This is a genomic window from Pseudochrobactrum asaccharolyticum, from assembly GCF_003314995.1.
Classification (GTDB): domain Bacteria; phylum Pseudomonadota; class Alphaproteobacteria; order Rhizobiales; family Rhizobiaceae; genus Pseudochrobactrum; species Pseudochrobactrum asaccharolyticum.
On sequence record NZ_QNRH01000005.1, the window covers coordinates 142,207 to 159,542 of the forward strand.

A 17,336-nucleotide genomic window follows, 5' to 3' on the forward strand; every position below is an offset into this window, starting at 1 on the left:
TTAACTTGCTATGCTCAGTTTATTAAGAACTGAACCATTACCGCGTACGGCTCAGACCATCTTTGGCAGGCTTGTATTGCGGATCAAGCTGCACAGCACGGGCATAGGACGCCGCTGCACGCTTTTTATCGCCGCGGTGCTCATAGACCAGCGCCTGATTAGCCCAGCTCTCAGCAACCTTATCATCCAGCCCGATCGCCGTATTGAAATCATCAAAGGCATTATCATAATCGCCGAGTGCCGCATAGGAAATGCCGCGGCCATTATAGGGCTCCGGCGCATTCGATTGCAGAGAAGCAGCAGCCGAGAAATCCTCAATCGCCTGCTTGTGCTGACCGCGTGCCTGATAGATCAGACCACGATTGTGATAAGCGCGGCCATCCGTTGTATCCAGCTGGATTGCGCGGTTAAAATCTGTCATCGCCTCGTCCAGACGCCCTGCCTGACGATAGACATTACCACGGCCGATATAGGCGGCATCATATTGCGGATTGATCTGAATGGCGCGGCCATAGTCCTGCACCGCAGCAGCATCATTCTTCAGATAACGCTGAATGAGCGCGCGATTGGCATAGGCCTGATAATAATTCGGATCGAGCTGGATCGCCGTATCAAAATCCTTCATCGCCTCGCGATAGCGCCCTGCCTTACCATAGGCAGAGCCACGCACATTGTAGCTTTCAGGATTACGAGGGTTACTTTGAATAACAGTCGTCAGCGAGCCGATATTTTCGCTGGAGCCCTGCGCCAGATCAACCGGCGTCAGAATGGAGTTGGAAGTGCTCTGACAACCTGCAAGAGCCAATACAGCGCAGGACGCTGCGGCCAGCAGCATATTACGCCCAAACCGGCGCGGTTCTTGTCGCGTCAGACTTACACTTACCAAAGATGCCATTCATGCACTCCTCAAAAGCAGTTTACCAACGCTCTGAACAGAGGCGACAAACCGCATATTATATCTCAAGGCTGGCGCGGACGATGATCGCCTCTTACCCGACAGCTTTGCCCCGCCATACAGAAAAAAGGCGGAAGCGAATATTCACCCCACCTTAAAGCTGTTTTTCAGCGATGCAAATATATTGGCATGGTCAAGTTTTACAATAAAGCTACACATTTTACCAATTCCTGTGAACGGGTAACATGTTTTGTAAATGCTAATGACACATAAAGCAAAACGCACGATCCGGAGACCATGCGCTGCTTAATCAGTATATCTGATCAGAAACCATACAGCAGACAGCCGCAGGTTCAGTCTGATTAGCGAGCCGCTACGCGGCTTGCAATTAACTGGTCGCTAAGCGACCGGCTAATTAACGGGCCGCTACGCGGCCGCCGCCTACCAGACCTTCACGCTGTGCGCGCTTACGAGCCAGCTTGCGTGCACGGCGAACGGCTTCAGCCTTTTCGCGAGCGCGCTTTTCAGATGGCTTTTCATAATGGCCGCGCATTTTCATTTCGCGGAAAATACCTTCACGCTGCATCTTTTTCTTAAGAGCGCGGAGAGCCTGATCAACATTATTATCGCGTACGAGTACCTGCACGTGTAATCCCGTTCCGTTTCAGTTAGATTTTTCAGTTTAGCCTGAAGGCATCGGTGAGCCTCGAAGACAACTCAGTCTGGCAGTTCCGCTAGGGAGCCGTCTGATGGCTGGAAATCTTAAGACTTCGCAACGGCCTTCCGATGCAAATTCGAGTGCCGTTTAACAGTATCCGGCGCAATTGTCCACACGGAATCCGCAAGAGTGCCCCTGATCAGGCCTTATCAACCTCATTATTGCAGTTTTTATCGCAAAAATCACATTTTATTTAGATTTTTTGGCGTGCGGACAGGGTTGTTTTTCTTTCAAAGCAGTCAAAAATCCAAGCCATTTTGCCGGAGATTCTCTGTCATATTTTCATCATCAGGCCACGTAAAACGAAGTGAGTCCTTCCCTCGATTACAAGTAAGAAATCCTGACCGGCTTTTGCAGTAATTCTGCAAACAAAAACCACATGATACGCCATAACCCGTCGTAAAATGGCAAAGTCAGTGTCGGCATATGGTTTATCTTTCATGGAAACGGCGGAAAAAATCTTCCGCCCCCAAAAAGGGGACATTATGCGTAAGTTTTCAGTATTTGCAGTTGCCCGTGAAGCACTGCGCGGAAATAAAGGCTGGGAGCCACAATGGGCTTCACCGGAACCGCGTGCCAGCTATGATGTAATTATTGTCGGCGGCGGCGGCCACGGTCTGGGTGCAGCCTATTATCTGGCCAAAGAACACGGCATCACCAATATTGCAGTACTGGAAAAAGGCTGGATCGGCGGCGGCAATACCGGCCGCAACACCACTATCATCCGCTCCAACTATCTCTATGAAGAGAGCATGAATATCTATGAGCATTCGCTCAAGATGTGGGAGAACCTGTCACAGGATCTCAACTACAACGTCATGTTCTCACCGCGCGGTGTGCTGATGCTGTCGCATAATATCCATGACAAGCAGTCCTTCCAGCGTCACGTCAATGCCAACCGCCTCTATGGCATCGACAATGAATGGCTGACACCGGAGCAGGCCAAGGCCTATTGCCCGCCGCTGAATATTTCACAAAACTCCCGCTATCCGATCAATGGTGCCGCTTTGCAGCGCCGCGGCGGTGTTGCTCGTCACGATGCGGTTGCATGGGGTTATGCACGCGCGGCTTCCGACCGTGGCGTCCATATCATCCAGAATTGCGAAGTGCTGGGTATTCGCCGCAATACAGACGGCAGTGTCAGCGGTGTCGAAACCAATCGCGGCTTTATCGGCGCCAAGAAAATCGGCGTCTCCGCCTCCGGTCACTCCTCAGTCATCATGAATATGGCCGATGTACGTGTGCCGCTGCAAAGCTCCCCGCTGCAGGCACTGGTTTCCGAACCGATGAAGCCGATTGTACCATGTGTGGTCATGTCCAATGCGGTTCATGCCTATATTTCCCAGTCGGATAAAGGCGAGTTCGTCATCGGTGCCGGTACGGATCAGTATAATTCCTACTCCCAGACCGGCGGCTTGCAGATCATCACCCATACACTGGATGCGATCTGTGAGTTGTTCCCGATGTTCCGCCGCGTAAAAATGATGCGCCAATGGGGCGGGGTCACTGATAACACCATCGACCGCGCTCCGATCCAAAGCAAAACGCCCGTGCAAAACCTGTTCATCAATGCAGGCTGGGGCACCGGCGGTTTCAAAGCAACGCCGGGTTCCGCCCATTTGTTTGCGCACCTGATCGCCCGTGGTGAACCGCATGCGCTGGCTGCCGGCTTTACACTCGATCGCTTCCGCACCGGCCGTCTGATCGACGAAGCTGCCGCCGCCGCTGTTGCACACTGAATAAGGATAGCCAATCATGTTACTGATCCATTGTCCTTATTGCGGCGAAGACCGCTCGGAGCTGGAATTCCGTAATGCGCATGATGCGCATATTGCCCGCCCTACCAATATAACCGAGCTTTCGGACGAGGAATTCGTTGAGTTTCTCTATTGGCGCGACAATCCCAAAGGCGTGATTTTTGAACGCTGGCGGCATATTCATGGCTGCGGCCGCTTCTTCAATGCCGCGCGCGATACGGTGAGTGACCGGTTCCTTCTCACCTATAAAGCCGGAGAGCCGAAACCGGATCTCAGCCAAATCGTACAGACAAACAGTGTTGCGGCCAAGGAGAGTGGTAAATGAGCGGCTCAAAACGCATTACTGGCAAAGGCCGTCTGACACCGGCGAAAACTGCCCGCTTCACTTTTGACGGCAAAACCTATACGGCATTGGCAGGCGATACCGTCGCCTCGGCTCTGCTTGCCCATGATATTCACCTGATCGGACGCTCATTTAAATATCACCGTCCGCGCGGCTTTCTGTCCGCAGGGCCGGAAGAGCCGAATGCGCTGCTGGATATTTCCCGCGACAAAGCCCATCGCCAGCCGAACGTGCGTGCAACCGTGCAGGAAGTTTTCGACGGCATGCACTCAGAGTCGCAGAACCGCTGGCCGTCTTTGTCTTTCGATATCGGTGCGGTGAATGATCTGTTCTCACCTTTCTTTGGCGCAGGCTTCTACTATAAGACTTTCATGTGGCCGAGAAAGGCGTGGGAGAAGGTCTACGAGCCGATTATCCGCCGTGCAGCCGGTCTGGGCGTCACGCCAACAGAACCTGATCCTGACCGCTATGCAGGCCGCTATGAGCATTGTGATGTGCTGGTTGTCGGCGCAGGTGTGGCAGGCTTAAGTGCTGCGCTCGCTGCCGCACGCACCGGTGCCAAAGTTATCCTCTGCGACGAACAGCCGGAAGTTGGTGGTGCCCTGCATCATGAAAACGGCACCAAGATCAATGGTGACGACGGCTTTGTCTGGGCGCAGGTCACAGCGGCTGAACTCAATGCCATGCCGAATGTGCGTGTTCTCACCCGCACCACGGCTTTCGGCTATTATAACCATAATTTCGTAGCTCTGGCCGAGCGGGTCACCGACCATGTTGCATTGCCGGAGAAGAACACCGCGCGTGAACGACTGTGGCAGGTGCGTGCCAAACGCGTTATTCTCGCGAACGGTTCGATTGAACGGCATATGGTCTTTGCCAATAATGATCGTCCGGGAGTTATGCTGGCTTCGGCTGCCCGCACCTATCTCAATCATTTCGGTGTGGCTGTCGGCTCGCATGTCGGTGTCTTCACCGCCCATGACAGCGCCTATGAAGCCGCCTTTGATCTTAAAAATGCAGGCGTTGATATTCCGGTGATCGTTGATGCCCGCGCCCATCCGGGTGAAGCTGTGCTTACCGAGGCCCGCCGGTTGAATATTCCGGTTCTGACCAATCATTGTGTGCTGAGTGTTAGCGGCAAGCTGCGTGTCAAATCCATGACTGTTGCGACCAATGGCGCGAAGTCAGGCCGCAAATATACGATTGATGCGCTGATCACCTCCTCCGGCTGGACACCATCGGTGCATCTGTTCTCGCAATCGCGCGGCAAGCTGCGCTTTGACGATGCCAAACAGCGCTTTCTGCCGGATGTTTACGCGCAGGATTGCATCTGCGTCGGCACCTGTAACGGCACCGACGATCTGCAAGCGGCAATTGATGAGGCCGTTGCAGCAGGCACATCTGCCGGACTAGCAACCGGCGGCAAAACTTCCGCAACCACCACTGTCAGCGCAACAACAACCTATAGTTGGAGCGGCGGCATGGTCGGCACGACAGCCGGCGCAGGCCCTGACAGCAATGTGAAGGCGTTTATCGACTTCCAGCACGATGTCTGCGCCAAGGATATTCGTAATGCCGTGCGCGAAGGTATGCACTCTATCGAGCATATTAAACGCTTCACCACCAACGGCATGGCATCCGACCAAGGTAAAATGTCCAATATGCATGGACTGGCGATTGCCTCGGAAGCGCTCAACAAGCCAATCCCGCAGGTCGGTCTCACCACCTTCCGCCAACCGTATACGCCGGTGACGTTCGGCACGCTCATCAACTCGTCCCGCGATCATCTGTTTGATCCGGCACGTCAGACTGCACTGCATCAGTTTGAAGTCAAAAACGGTGCGGTTTATGAGGATGTCGGCAACTGGAAACGTGCATGGTACTATCCGAATGCCGGTGAAACCATGCATGACGCGGTGTCCCGCGAGTGCAAAACCGTGCGCGACGTCGCCGGCATCTTTGATGCTTCCACCTTGGGTAAAATTGAAGTTGTCGGCCCTGATGCGGCTGAGTTTCTCAATCTGATGTATACCAATGCCTGGGACACGCTGAAACCGGGTCGCTGCCGCTATGGCATCATGACCGGTGAAGACGGTTTTGTGATGGATGACGGTGTGGTTGGCCGTATGGCACATGATCGCTTCCACGTCACCACCACAACCGGTGGCGCACCGCGTGTGCTCAACCATATGGAAGATTATCTCCAGACTGAGTTCCCGCATCTCAATGTCTGGCTGACCTCCACCACCGAACAATGGGCAGTGATTGCCGTTCAGGGGCCAAAAGCACGTGAAATCATCGCGCCATTTGTTGAAGGCATTGATATTTCTAACGAAGCCTTCCCGCATATGAGTGTGGCAGAAGGTAAATTCTGCGGTGTGCCAACCCGCCTGTTCCGCATGTCCTTTACCGGCGAGTTAGGCTTTGAAATCAACGTCCCGGCCGATTACGGTCAGTCTGTGCTGGAAGCTGTCTGGGAACGTGCAAAAGCCATGGGCGCCTGCCTCTATGGCACTGAGACCATGCACATCTTACGTGCTGAAAAAGGCTACATCATTGTCGGTCAGGATACAGACGGCACTCAGACCCCGCATGATGCAGCGGTTGGCTGGGCTGTTTCCAAAAAGAAAACCGACTTTGTCGGTATTCGCGGTATGCGCCGTCCCGATCTGGTGGCGGAAGGCCGCAAACAGCTGGTCGGCCTGCTGACCAAAAATCCAAACACTGTGCTGGAAGAAGGCGCGCAGATTGTTGCCGATCCGAACCAGCCAAAACCGATGAAAATGCTCGGTCACGTCACCTCTTCCTACTGGTCGTCCAATCTTGGCCGTTCCATTGCCATGGCTGTGGTGCATGACGGATTTAATCTGCACGGCAAAACCTTGTTCGTGCCGATGCTGGATCGTGTGATTGAAGTAGAAGTAACCGGCCCCGTCTTTATTGACGAAAAGGGAGAGCGCCTGCATGTCTAAGTCCGAAGCAATCGCACAGCGCATCACAGTTCTGGGCAACAGCCGTGCTGGTAACGGTTCGGTGCAAATCACTCCGGCAGAACCGGCGGAGCGTATTTCGCTCCGCGCCCGTACCAATGACCTCGCCGACCTGTCCAAAGTCCTTGGCGTTACCCTCCCGCAAAAGCCGAAACACAGCGCTACCAAGGACAAACGCTCGGCATTGTGGCTCGGGCCTGACGAATGGCTGGTGATTGATACCGGCGGGCAGTCACCCTTTGCGGATTTGCAAGGCATTGAAACCCTGCACGCCGCAACAGATGTGTCGCACCGCAATATTGGTATCCTCATTTCCGGCGAAGGCGCAGAGGCAACCATCAATGCCGGTTGCCCGCAGGATCTGTCACTGTCGGTTTTTCCGGTTGGTGCGGCAACTCGCACGATTTTCGGCAAGGCCGAGATTGTGCTGTGGCGCCTGTCTGAAACCGAATTCCGGCTGGAATGCTGGCGCTCCTTTGCACCCTATGTTTTCGGACTATTGAGTGAAGGCGCACTGGACGCAGCCGTCTGACAATAATATCAGCGTCCTGAAACTGTCATAATTACACTTTAAGCACCGCGTCTTTCCTAAGGCGCGGTGTTTTTATTTGAGCAAAGATCAATAGCTTTAATGTGATTGTTCATTTACAGCGGAGCGCTCTAAAGCATCTTCTGCGCCGCATTACCCTGATTTATTTTGACAAGCACCGTTCATGACCATTCAAAAACGCCTCATCATCAATTTTACCGGTTATGAGGGTCTCCATCCCAAAGCTGTCCGTGTGCGCCATCGTAAGATTATGAGCGACTTCGACAAGCTATGGGGTACAAAAACTGCAATATCACCGATGATCGACACTGATCACGGCAGCGGTGTCATGCAGGTTCGTACTCAAGGTGAGAACTGGGAAACGCAAAGCGAATTCTGCCAGTTCGGAACAGCTGATATTTTTGACGATTATGCGGCACGTTCCCTGCCGCATCGTTTGTTTGCCGGTAGCCGCGCCTTTCTGAACATTCTCTTCACCGGCACTTTGTGGCGCTACGGCCGTACCAGCTGGCGCTTTGTGATGTTCTTCCTGTGGCCGTTTCTGATGGTGCTGGCTATGCTGGCCTTAACACTCGGCATCACTGCCGCACCGGTATTGGCAGGCTTTTCAGCTTTGCACATGCTCTGGTCACTGCCGCTGGCGCTTTGTATTTGCTACGGGTTGATACGCGCACTGGATGAAAAACTTTTCATCTCCTACCTGCTTGATGACTGGTCGGCAGCCTATGACCGGATTTATGACAACAGCCCTAAACTGCTGGAACGCAAACAAATCTTTGCACAGATGCTTGCAGAGAAATTGCGTGGCAGCGATGCGGATGAAGTTATCATCATGGGGCATAGCCTCGGCACAGTACCGGCAATTGAAGCGCTGGCCGAGGTCTGGCGCACCGAGCCGGAACTTCTGCGCAAGCAGCCGGTCTCTTTACTGGCTGCCGGTTCCTGCCTGTTGATGATTGCTCTGCACCCGCGTGCCAAAACCCTGCGGGAAGATGTGCGCGTGCTGCTGAATGACAGTCCGGTTTTCTGGGCAGAGTTTCAGGCTCTGACGGATATTATTCATTTTTATAATTCAGAACCTGCCAAGGCACTGAAAATTCAAACGAATAATCCCCCGCTGATCAGCCATATCCGGTTCAAACACATTCATTCCCCAGCCCGTTACAAACAGGCCAAGGGCAACTTCTTCAAAATGCATTTGCTGTTTATTTCCGGCAGCCAGAAGAAAAATGCCTATGATATCGGCATGTTCCTGCACGGGCCTTTTGCGCTTAAACCCCTGCTGACCGAGTATCCTGATCGGCCAGCACCGCTGGATACATTACACTAGAGCGGTTTACGTTCATGTTGGATCACAGTGCCCGCTCTAGATTCTTTAATTTGTCGCATTATCCCGACGTCAAGTTGATCCAACTTGACTGTGAAATGCTCTAAAACGGCGCGGCCACGTTTCTGGTCAGTACGCGGCGAAAATGGCGTTTTTCGAGAACCGAAACGGAGCGTACTAAAAGTACGTGAGTATCGGAAGTGTAGAAAAACGCCATTTGCAGCCCGTTCTGGCCTGAAACTTCATTCAACGGGCGGGACAACGGCAATGGTGAGCCACCGCGCGGTGAGCGCCGGTTTAACCATGCCTTCCACTTCCAGTGTCACATCATAATGATTGACCACACGACCCGAAGGGCGGATATCCGCATCAGCCAGTTTGAAACGGGCGCGGACACGGGTGCCGGTTTTAACCGGCGACATAAAACGCACACTGTCAAAACCGTAATTGATGCCCATGGTTGCGCCCTGTAGCATCGGCAGTGCTTCAAAAGCCAAAGTCGAGAGCAATGAAAGCGTCAGGAAACCATGCGCGATTGTGCCGCCGAATGGTGTTTCCGCAGCACGTGCCGGATCGACATGGATATATTGATGATCGTCCGTTGCATCCGCAAACTGGTTGATCATTTCCTGTGTCACCACCCGCCACTCGGAGCAGCCGATTTCTGTGCCGATCGCTTCACGCAGCTGATCCAGAGTGATCGCATCTTTCATTGCTATTGACCTTTATGATGGATTCGCACTTTCAGAGAAGGTTATTCTCTATCTCTTTCCAGCTGCTATAAACCGCTTTTGCACCTTTTTCCAAAAGCTTTTCCGTGTGTCCCGCATAAGTATGTCCGCCACCGGTATAACCGATTGCTGTCATACCCGCTGCAACCGCCCCTTCCACGCCGAAAGGTGAATCTTCAAACACCACGCAACGTGCCGGATCAGCACCGAACTTTTCTGCGGCAAACAGAAACAGATCCGGTGCCGGTTTACCGCGTTTGACCATTGTTGACGAATATAATGCACCGTCAAACGCATTGATCAGACCGGTCTTTTCCAGACTAAAGGCAATACGCTGCGGTGAAGAAGAAGAGGCCACGCAACTGCGGGTTTTCAGGCGCTCCAGCACACCGGCAATACCGTCACAAGGTTGCAAGGCTTCAGAAAACACACGATGTGTTTCCGGCCAGATATCATCCTGCGCTGCATCCGGCAGATAATGGCCGGTCAGGTCACCGATCAGGCGAATAATATCCGCCTGCTTCATTCCCACACCTTTGGCTACCGTGCCATCAGGAATTGGCATATTATGACGGGCATAAACATTATGAAAAGCCAGTGCTGCCAGTGGCTCGCTGTCAACCAACACACCGTCACAATCAAAGATCACGAGATCCCATTCAGGCTTTTTTACGCTATCCGGCACTCTAACTACTCCTGCTCTGTCATGCCGCACTGATGCAGCCTCTTATTGATTGATCTTTAATCTAGTCTTGATTACGTGTCATTATCAGGCGGGTCTCACTCCCGCAAAACACTATTTGCGGAGAAAAATCATGGCTACTAATGTCGCTCTCACCGGCTTAGCACGCGATATGAAAGCCCGGGCTGATACCGGCAAACCTATCCGCATCGGCCTGATCGGCTGCGGCGAAATGGGAACCGACATTGTTACCCGTGTTGCCCACATGCCGGGCATCGAGATTGGCGCCATTTCAGAAAACAATCCTGAACGCGCCCTCAAAGCCGCTGAAATTGCTTATGGTGAACAGGGTCATGCCCGCGCAGTTGGTACCGGCTCTGATCTGAGTCTTGCGCTCGAAGCCCGTAAAATTGCTGTTACTGATAATGCAGACCTCATTCTCAATGACGACCGGATTGATGTTGTAATTGATGCGACCGGCATTCCGGCAGTCGGTGCGGAAATCGGTCTGCGTGCGATGGAGCACGGCAAGCACCTCGTAATGATGAATGTTGAAGCTGATGTGACAATCGGCGCTTATCTGAAAAGTGAAGCGGAACGCCTTGGTGTGGTCTATTCGCTCGGTGCCGGTGATGAACCTTCCGCCTGTATGGAGCTGATCGAATTTGTTACCGCTATGGGGCACCCTATTGTCGCCGCCGGTAAAGGCAAGAACAATCCGCTCAATATTGATGCTATTCCGGATAACTACATCGAAGAAGCCACCCGCCGTAACATGAATGTGCGCCTGCTGGTGGAATTTGTGGACGGCTCCAAAACCATGGTGGAAATGGCAGCAATTGCCAATGCCACCGGCTTAGTGCCGGACAAAGCCGGTATGCATGGCCCTGCGGCCACACTGGATCAGCTCTCCTCAACACTCATCCCTGAAAAAGACGGCGGCGTGCTATCTCGTGTTGGTGTTGTCGATTATACGATCGGCAAAGGCGTTGCACCGGGTGTATTCGTCGTCGCCGACATGTCTCACCCGCGCATTACAGAGCGTATGGAAGATCTGAAAATGGGCAAAGGCCCTTATTTCACCTTCCATCGCCCGTATCATCTGACCTCGCTGGAAGTGCCGCTCACCTGCGCCCGCGCAGTGCTGTACGGCAAAGCGGATATGGTGCCGCTGAGCAAACCGACAGCGGAAGTTGCAGCCGTTGCCAAGAAAGATATGGCAGCGGGTGAAACACTCGATGCAATCGGTGAATATTGCTACCGTGCATGGATCATGACGGCCGGTGAAGCACGCAGCGCCAAAGCCATTCCATGCGGCATGCTAACCGGTGCAAAAGTGCTGAAACCAATCAAAAAGGGTGAACTCATCACCTATGACAATGCCGCTCTGCCAGCCGGTTCCCGCCTTGCAGAACTACGCGCCCGTCAGGACAAGCTGGTTTACGGCGTTTAAACGACAGTAACCTGCCCCTGAATTTGTTTTCAGGGGCAGGAACTCAGTCACTCTTATCATCATCAGTAATATAATAAGCGATCGGCGCTGTTATAATCTGAGCGGCCACATCTGAGATAATGCCCTTCTCTTTCGCTTCATCAGGCAGCAGAAATTTCCGGTCATTTTCACTTGAGAGCAAGGTGCTGATCTCAGCATCTGAATACCGGCTGCATTCTTTATAAACTTCTGTAAATTGTTCGATATAACCCTTCAGATCGCGGCCTGCTGTCATGAAATGGTCAGGCTGAAAAGCCCCCTGTTGAGGAGTAATAGAAGGCGGGTGCATAATAAAACGCCCGCCTCTACGGGACTGGCGGTCTTTGGCTCCACAAAATATCATCGTTGCAGAAGACATCACCGTCGACAGGTTCACTGTTGTAATCGGGATATGCGAGCTTTTGACAGCCCAATATCCCGCATAGCCACTATCCATATCCCCGCCATAGCTGCTGATATAGAGATAGATATTTTCCAGCTTTTTATAATTCGTGTTCAGACTATCGATGGCCTGTATCAGCTCACTGACGCTTTTCGTATTCACACCGGCAGTAAAATAAATCTTTGCCTCAGTGGCATTTTCAAGCACTTTCTCATCCTGAGGCATGGTGTTTTTCAGCTCAGCTTGCGCCGTCGTCCCCGTTATCAAGAACAGTGCTGTTACTTGCAAAACCCGCTGATATTTTTTCACATCCGCCTCATGTCACAAATGAAAATGTCCGGCATTGAAGCGCAGATCAGCAATCATCAAAATCCCAATTAATTAGGAGAAGCGGACAGTTTTTTGAAACCGGAATCTATCCGTGAACAAGCCGTTCCAAACCTTTAATGACACGAGTATTTCACATCATAACGGTCAAAATTCGATCTGAAATCAGCATTAAACACTTATAAAACAACAATAAAAAAGGCGGCTCAAAAGCCGCCTTTTCTTTTATCGTTCAAGAACACGATTTAGTCGAGTGCCTTGACGATATTTTCAACCATCTTCTTCGCATCAGCAAACAGCATCATGGTATTGTCACGGAAGAACAATTCATTCTCAACACCCGCATAGCCTGAGCCCATGCCGCGCTTGATAAACAGCACCGTTCCTGCCTTATCCACATCGAGGATTGGCATACCGAAGATCGGAGATTGCGGATCAGTCTTAGCCGCCGGATTGGTCACGTCATTCGCCCCGATCACGAAAGCCACATCGGCCTGTGCGAATTCAGAGTTGATATCTTCGAGCTCGAAGACCTCATCATAAGGCACATTGGCTTCTGCCAGCAGCACGTTCATATGCCCCGGCATACGGCCTGCCACCGGATGAATGGCATATTTGACCTCAACCCCCTCTTCCTTCAGCTTGTCAGCCATTTCACGCAGCGCATGCTGTGCCTGAGCCACCGCCATACCATAACCCGGTACGATGATAACCTTGGCAGCATTTTTCATGATGAAAGCCGCATCATCTGCCGAGCCCTGCTTGACCGGACGCTGCTCCACTTCACCCGCTGCACCAGCAGCAGATGTATCACCACCGAAACCACCAAGGATCACGGAGATAAACGAGCGGTTCATGCCCTTACACATAATATAAGACAGGATCGCACCGGAAGACCCAACCAGCGCACCGGTGATAATCAGCGCCAGATTGCCCAGCGTAAAGCCGATACCCGCCGCAGCCCAGCCGGAATAGGAGTTGAGCATTGACACAACCACCGGCATATCCGCGCCACCAATCGGAATAATAATCAGCACGCCGAACAACAGCGACAACACGACAATCGCCCAGAACACCAGATAGCTCTCGGTCATTGCCAGCGCCACAACCAGCACCACAATAGCAATCGCTAATACTGCATTGATCACATGGCGCGACGGCAGCATGATCGGCTTACCCGACATGCGTCCGTCCAGCTTGAGATAGGCAATAATAGATCCGGTAAAGGTAATCGCACCGATAGCCACACCGAGCGACATTTCCACCAGCGCCTGCGCATGGATAGTGCCAACTTCACCAATGCCGAAAGAATGCGGCGAATAGAGAGCCGCAGCGGCCACCATCACGGCTGCAAGACCAACCAGCGAGTGGAAAAAAGCCACCAGCTGCGGCATGGCTGTCATCGCAATGCGCTTGGCCACAACGGCACCGATACCGCCACCGATCACCAAACCTAATACAATCAGCGCTAGGCCTTTAAAGGACGGCTGTGCCAATACCAGCGTCGTGACAATGGCAATGCCCATACCGAGCATGCCGTAAAAATTGCCCTGACGGCTGGTCGTCGGATGAGAAAGCCCGCGCAATGCCAGAATAAACAGCACGCCGGAAACGAGATAAAAAAAGGCTGCCAGATTAACACTCATATCCAAGCCCCTCACTTATCTTTTTTCTTATACATGGCGAGCATGCGTTGTGTGACCAGAAAGCCGCCAAAGATATTGACGCTGGCCAGCACCAGAGCAACAAAGCCAAAACCTGTTGCCCAGCCGGACAGGGAAAGCCCGACGGCTAACAGTGCGCCGACAACAATCACCGAGGAAATCGCATTGGTCACCGCCATCAAAGGCGTGTGCAAAGCAGGTGTTACCGACCAGACGACGTAATAGCCGACAAAGATCGACAATACAAAGATCGCCAGCTGAAACACAAAAGGATCAATCACACCACCGCTGGCAACATGCACAGCATTACTGATTGAGTCTGAACTGCCCAGACTTTCCGCAGCAGCCCTCAGATTTTCAACGGCTTTATCGAGACCGCCCAGTGCCTCATTCAAAGAATCCGCACTCATGCCTCATCTCCTTTATTTCCGGCCTCTGTTCCGGTCTTCTTGCGCACAGTGGTTTTAACAGCCGGTTTTGCCGTCTCTTTTGCTGTTACCGGCTTCTTCGGCGCAGCTTTTTTCACCGGCGCTTTCTTTGGCGCAGGCTTGGCTGCGGCTTCTGCTTTCTTGACCGGTTCAGCTTTTTCCGCGACGACAGCCACATTGGCAAATGCCGGATGCACAATGGCTCCCTGATGGGTCAGTGCCGTTGCTTTAACGAGTTCATCCTCAAGATTAATGACAACCTGCTTGGTCTCTTTGTCGATCAACGTCTCAAGGAAAGCGAACAGATTGCGGGCGTAAAGCTGCGAAGCAGATGCAGCAATACGACCGGCTGTATTCATATGACCGACAATTTTCACACCGTCTTTTGTCGTCACCTGTCCGGCAACGGCACCTTCCACATTACCGCCGCGTTCAACCGCCAGATCAACCAGCACAGAGCCCGGTTTCATACTGGCAACCATCGCCGCACTGACCAGTTTTGGTGCAGCACGCCCCGGAATAAGCGCCGTCGTGATCACAATATCCTGCTTGGCAATATGGTCAGCCACGAGTGCCGCCTGCTTTGCCTGATAGTCTTTCGACATTTCCTTGGCATAGCCACCGGCGGTTTCAGCCGCTTTAAATTCTTCGTCCTCAACGGCCACAAATTTCGCACCGAGCGACGCAACCTGCTCTTTCGCTGCCGGACGCACGTCCGTCGCCGTAACCACAGCACCGAGACGTCGTGCAGTCGCAATTGCCTGCAGACCAGCAACACCCGCCCCCATGACAAAGACTTTGGCAGCTGGCACAGTCCCCGCAGCTGTCATCATCATCGGCATTGCGCGGTCATATTCTGACGCTGCATCAATCACCGCCTGATAACCGGCAAGGTTAGCCTGCGACGACAGCACATCCATAACCTGCGCACGGGTAATACGCGGCATGAACTCCATCGTAAAAGCTGTCAGGCCAGCCTGTGCGATCGCAGCAACACTATCCTCATGACCATAAGGATCAAGCATTGCGATCAGCACCGCACCGATCTTGTAATTTTTCAATTCGGTCTGTGAGGGGCGGCGTAATTTAAGAATAATATCTGCGGTTTTAATATCGGTGGTTTTACCAATCGTAGCACCGGCCTCAGCATAGGCCTGATCGGTAATGCGGGACTGCGTACCTGCAGCACTTTCGACAATGATCTTAAATCCGTAACTAATCAGCTTCTTCACGGTTTCCGGCGTCGCCGCCACCCGTGTTTCAACCGGATCAGTTTCAACAGGAATGAATATTACCTGAGACAAAACTGCCCTCACTTTCCTTATCCCCAATCAAGTCAAAATCTGCCCGGCTTCCTCACCAGGCACAATTTTAGACGAGCGCAGTAAATCACGGAAAAATCAGGCCGCAATAGTTAATATGCAAAAAATCTCTGATGTGATCGAAAATACGCATTTAAGTCAGCCTTACTGACCCGTGAGCACCCCATAATGCTTAAAAATTATACCGCCCTGAAGGCGGCATAATTAAACTTTGAATATATCCGGCTCTCTGTCCGACGAAGAACAGCGCAATCTCACATGAGAAAAACAGCGGCAGCCATAATCAATGCAAATAAGATAATCCCTGAGAACCAGCCAGCCGCAAAAAAAGCAAATGCCATTGAGGCCATGAGAGCGACAAGCACAGTTGTTCCCCACTTCACCAGAAAGGTAAAGCCGTGATAAGTCCGCTCATGCTCCGGATAGTCCATCTGCGCACCAAGCTCTGCCGGACCATGCTGAATTTCTGCCATATCTTTATTCCTCCCCAAAGATATCTTCCTTTACGGCCGTCTTCCGGTTCAGAAATCTTGTAAGAGCAATTGATCACAATTTTCCCATAATAGGCAAGCCCAGTTCACAGGCAATGTTGCGACAATCTGCTGCAATGCCTGTTGCTGTGCCGGATCAGACACCCAATCCCGTATATTTGGCCGTTGGCAGGATAGTCAGCGGCACATTGCCGGCGCGCATGTCAGCAAACATATTCCGGCGCTCATGGGGTTGTGACTTAAAGAACGGAAAACGTACTGCAACCGCATCGCGGATTGAGCTAACAGCAGCAGCCCCCAGTCCCACCTGAATACCATAGCCTTCATGATCGCGCGGATCGGCCAGCATTTGCGAACCGAAAATGCGCTTATAAAATGCCATATGCTCGGGCTTGACCGCCGCCAGACAAAAACTGGCATTGAAATATTCCGACGCCATCGCGGCAATACGCAAAGTCAGATAAGGAATTGCGGGAAATTCGGCGAGATAAGCTGGATCAGCCGCAAAACGTGTCGGGTCAACAAAGCTCATATTATTATCGAGCATCGGCCCCAGAATATCCGGAAATAATTTGGCACTGGTACCAATCCGGTGGTCTGCCGTAATATGATGCACGCGCAAAGTGCTAACCAGAATATTGTCGACATAGACGCCATAGACATAGGCCTGATGGTCGCGGTCAACCTCATCAATGATCGTGCCCAGAAAATTATCGTCCATGACATTGCGTGTCATATAGGAACGATAGCGCAAACGGCCGATCTCCTCGAGATCCTCCGCGTGTATAACCCGCCGGTATTCCACTCGATCCAGAAACTCCAGCATATGCCGGGCAAAATTCGATATGGATGGTGCTTTCGCAACCGGTTGAGAGACTGCCATAAATTATCGTCCGCCACCAATAAACTAAAGCTATGGTGCAGCCATTTCCCAATGCTTCTGTGCAGCCAGGCACATTGCATATGCTATCCGTTTTAAGAAGTGGCAATTCAAGCCAAATCTAAAATACAACATATTTTCAAAGCACTAACCTGCCCTCACAGTTCACTGCTTTGCAAAATATCAAACGTTGGAAACAGCAACATCCCTTTCGGGCCTCACCGTACATATTTGCCCGCTGACAGCAATTCGCAAATATGCTGGTAACCATTTCTCTTAATACGGGGAAAAAGCAAGTACCCGATGAGACGCAACTGATATTTTTTGCATTTACGTGCAAAGAATTTGTGTTTACGG

Annotated in this window: 16 protein-coding genes; 6 read left to right on the forward strand and 10 right to left on the reverse strand. The window is 52.1% G+C overall.

All coding sequences use genetic code 11. The annotated features are described in order from the left end of the window. Positions 1-37 precede the first annotated feature (37 nt). On the reverse strand, positions 38-895 hold the full coding sequence (locus DFR47_RS14415) for a tetratricopeptide repeat protein (protein ID WP_113945113.1): 858 nt from the start codon (positions 893-895) through the stop codon (positions 38-40). A 415-nt stretch (positions 896-1,310) separates the two neighbouring features. Next, positions 1,311-1,541: a 30S ribosomal protein S21 gene (rpsU, locus tag DFR47_RS14420; RefSeq protein ID WP_022712514.1), complete on the reverse strand. Its 231-nt coding sequence runs from the start codon at positions 1,539-1,541 to the stop codon at positions 1,311-1,313. Between the two features lie 557 nt (positions 1,542-2,098). Between rpsU and DFR47_RS14425 the strand changes: the two genes are divergently transcribed. The 5 genes from DFR47_RS14425 (at position 2,099) to DFR47_RS14445 (ending at position 8,583) form a co-directional block, all read left to right on the forward strand. Then, positions 2,099-3,352, forward strand: a complete 1,254-nt coding sequence (locus DFR47_RS14425; protein WP_113945219.1) for a sarcosine oxidase subunit beta family protein — start codon at positions 2,099-2,101, stop codon at positions 3,350-3,352. A 16-nt stretch (positions 3,353-3,368) separates the two neighbouring features. Next, on the forward strand, positions 3,369-3,695 hold the full coding sequence (locus DFR47_RS14430; RefSeq protein WP_113945114.1) for a sarcosine oxidase subunit delta: 327 nt from the start codon (positions 3,369-3,371) through the stop codon (positions 3,693-3,695). Then, positions 3,692-6,685 carry a sarcosine oxidase subunit alpha gene (locus DFR47_RS14435; protein WP_113945115.1) on the forward strand — a complete coding sequence of 998 codons (2,994 nt, stop codon included), beginning with the start codon at positions 3,692-3,694 and terminating at the stop codon, positions 6,683-6,685. The genes DFR47_RS14430 and DFR47_RS14435 overlap by 4 nt, the downstream gene beginning before the upstream one ends. Then, positions 6,678-7,235: a sarcosine oxidase subunit gamma gene (locus DFR47_RS14440; protein ID WP_113945116.1), complete on the forward strand. Its 558-nt coding sequence runs from the start codon at positions 6,678-6,680 to the stop codon at positions 7,233-7,235. Before DFR47_RS14435 ends, DFR47_RS14440 begins: the two co-directional genes overlap by 8 nt. Before the next feature lie 181 nt (positions 7,236-7,416). After that, the gene (locus DFR47_RS14445; RefSeq protein ID WP_113945117.1) at positions 7,417-8,583 is read left to right on the forward strand and encodes an alpha/beta hydrolase; all 1,167 of its coding nucleotides are present in this window, start codon (positions 7,417-7,419) and stop codon (positions 8,581-8,583) included. 239 nt (positions 8,584-8,822) lie between these two features. Here the strand turns inward: DFR47_RS14445 and DFR47_RS14450 are convergent, their stop codons facing one another. Together DFR47_RS14450 and DFR47_RS14455 are read right to left on the reverse strand one after the other, a co-directional pair. Beyond that, entirely contained in the window at positions 8,823-9,293 is a 471-nt protein-coding gene (locus DFR47_RS14450; RefSeq protein WP_113945118.1) for a MaoC family dehydratase, read from the reverse strand. Positions 9,294-9,324: 31 nt separating this feature from the next. After that, a complete protein-coding gene (locus DFR47_RS14455; RefSeq protein ID WP_113945119.1) occupies positions 9,325-9,996 on the reverse strand; it encodes an HAD family hydrolase in 672 nt (223 codons plus the stop codon). Between the two features lie 130 nt (positions 9,997-10,126). Between DFR47_RS14455 and DFR47_RS14460 the strand changes: the two genes are divergently transcribed. Next, the gene (locus DFR47_RS14460) at positions 10,127-11,446 is read left to right on the forward strand and encodes an NAD(P)H-dependent oxidoreductase (RefSeq protein ID WP_113945120.1); all 1,320 of its coding nucleotides are present in this window, start codon (positions 10,127-10,129) and stop codon (positions 11,444-11,446) included. Between the two features lie 43 nt (positions 11,447-11,489). On the opposite strand, the gene DFR47_RS14465 is transcribed toward DFR47_RS14460, so the two are convergent. The 6 genes from DFR47_RS14465 to DFR47_RS14490 form a co-directional block, all read right to left on the reverse strand. Further along, positions 11,490-12,176 (reverse strand): ATP-dependent Clp protease proteolytic subunit, encoded by a 687-nt coding sequence (locus tag DFR47_RS14465; protein ID WP_113945121.1) that lies wholly within the window; start codon positions 12,174-12,176, stop codon positions 11,490-11,492. A gap of 263 nt (positions 12,177-12,439) precedes the next feature. Further along, complete coding sequence (locus tag DFR47_RS14470; RefSeq protein ID WP_113945122.1) at positions 12,440-13,840, reverse strand: NAD(P)(+) transhydrogenase (Re/Si-specific) subunit beta; 1,401 nt, start codon at positions 13,838-13,840, stop codon at positions 12,440-12,442. Positions 13,841-13,851: 11 nt separating this feature from the next. Then, on the reverse strand, positions 13,852-14,268 hold the full coding sequence (locus DFR47_RS14475) for a proton-translocating transhydrogenase family protein (RefSeq protein ID WP_113945123.1): 417 nt from the start codon (positions 14,266-14,268) through the stop codon (positions 13,852-13,854). Beyond that, positions 14,265-15,590 carry a Re/Si-specific NAD(P)(+) transhydrogenase subunit alpha gene (locus tag DFR47_RS14480; RefSeq protein ID WP_113945124.1) on the reverse strand — a complete coding sequence of 442 codons (1,326 nt, stop codon included), beginning with the start codon at positions 15,588-15,590 and terminating at the stop codon, positions 14,265-14,267. Before DFR47_RS14480 ends, DFR47_RS14475 begins: the two co-directional genes overlap by 4 nt. A gap of 272 nt (positions 15,591-15,862) precedes the next feature. Further along, positions 15,863-16,081, reverse strand: coding sequence for an aa3-type cytochrome c oxidase subunit IV (locus DFR47_RS14485; protein WP_113945125.1), 219 nt, complete (start codon positions 16,079-16,081; stop codon positions 15,863-15,865). Between the two features lie 154 nt (positions 16,082-16,235). Next, positions 16,236-16,982: an N-acyl amino acid synthase FeeM domain-containing protein gene (locus DFR47_RS14490; protein WP_113945126.1), complete on the reverse strand. Its 747-nt coding sequence runs from the start codon at positions 16,980-16,982 to the stop codon at positions 16,236-16,238. Positions 16,983-17,336: the final 354 nt, after the last annotated feature.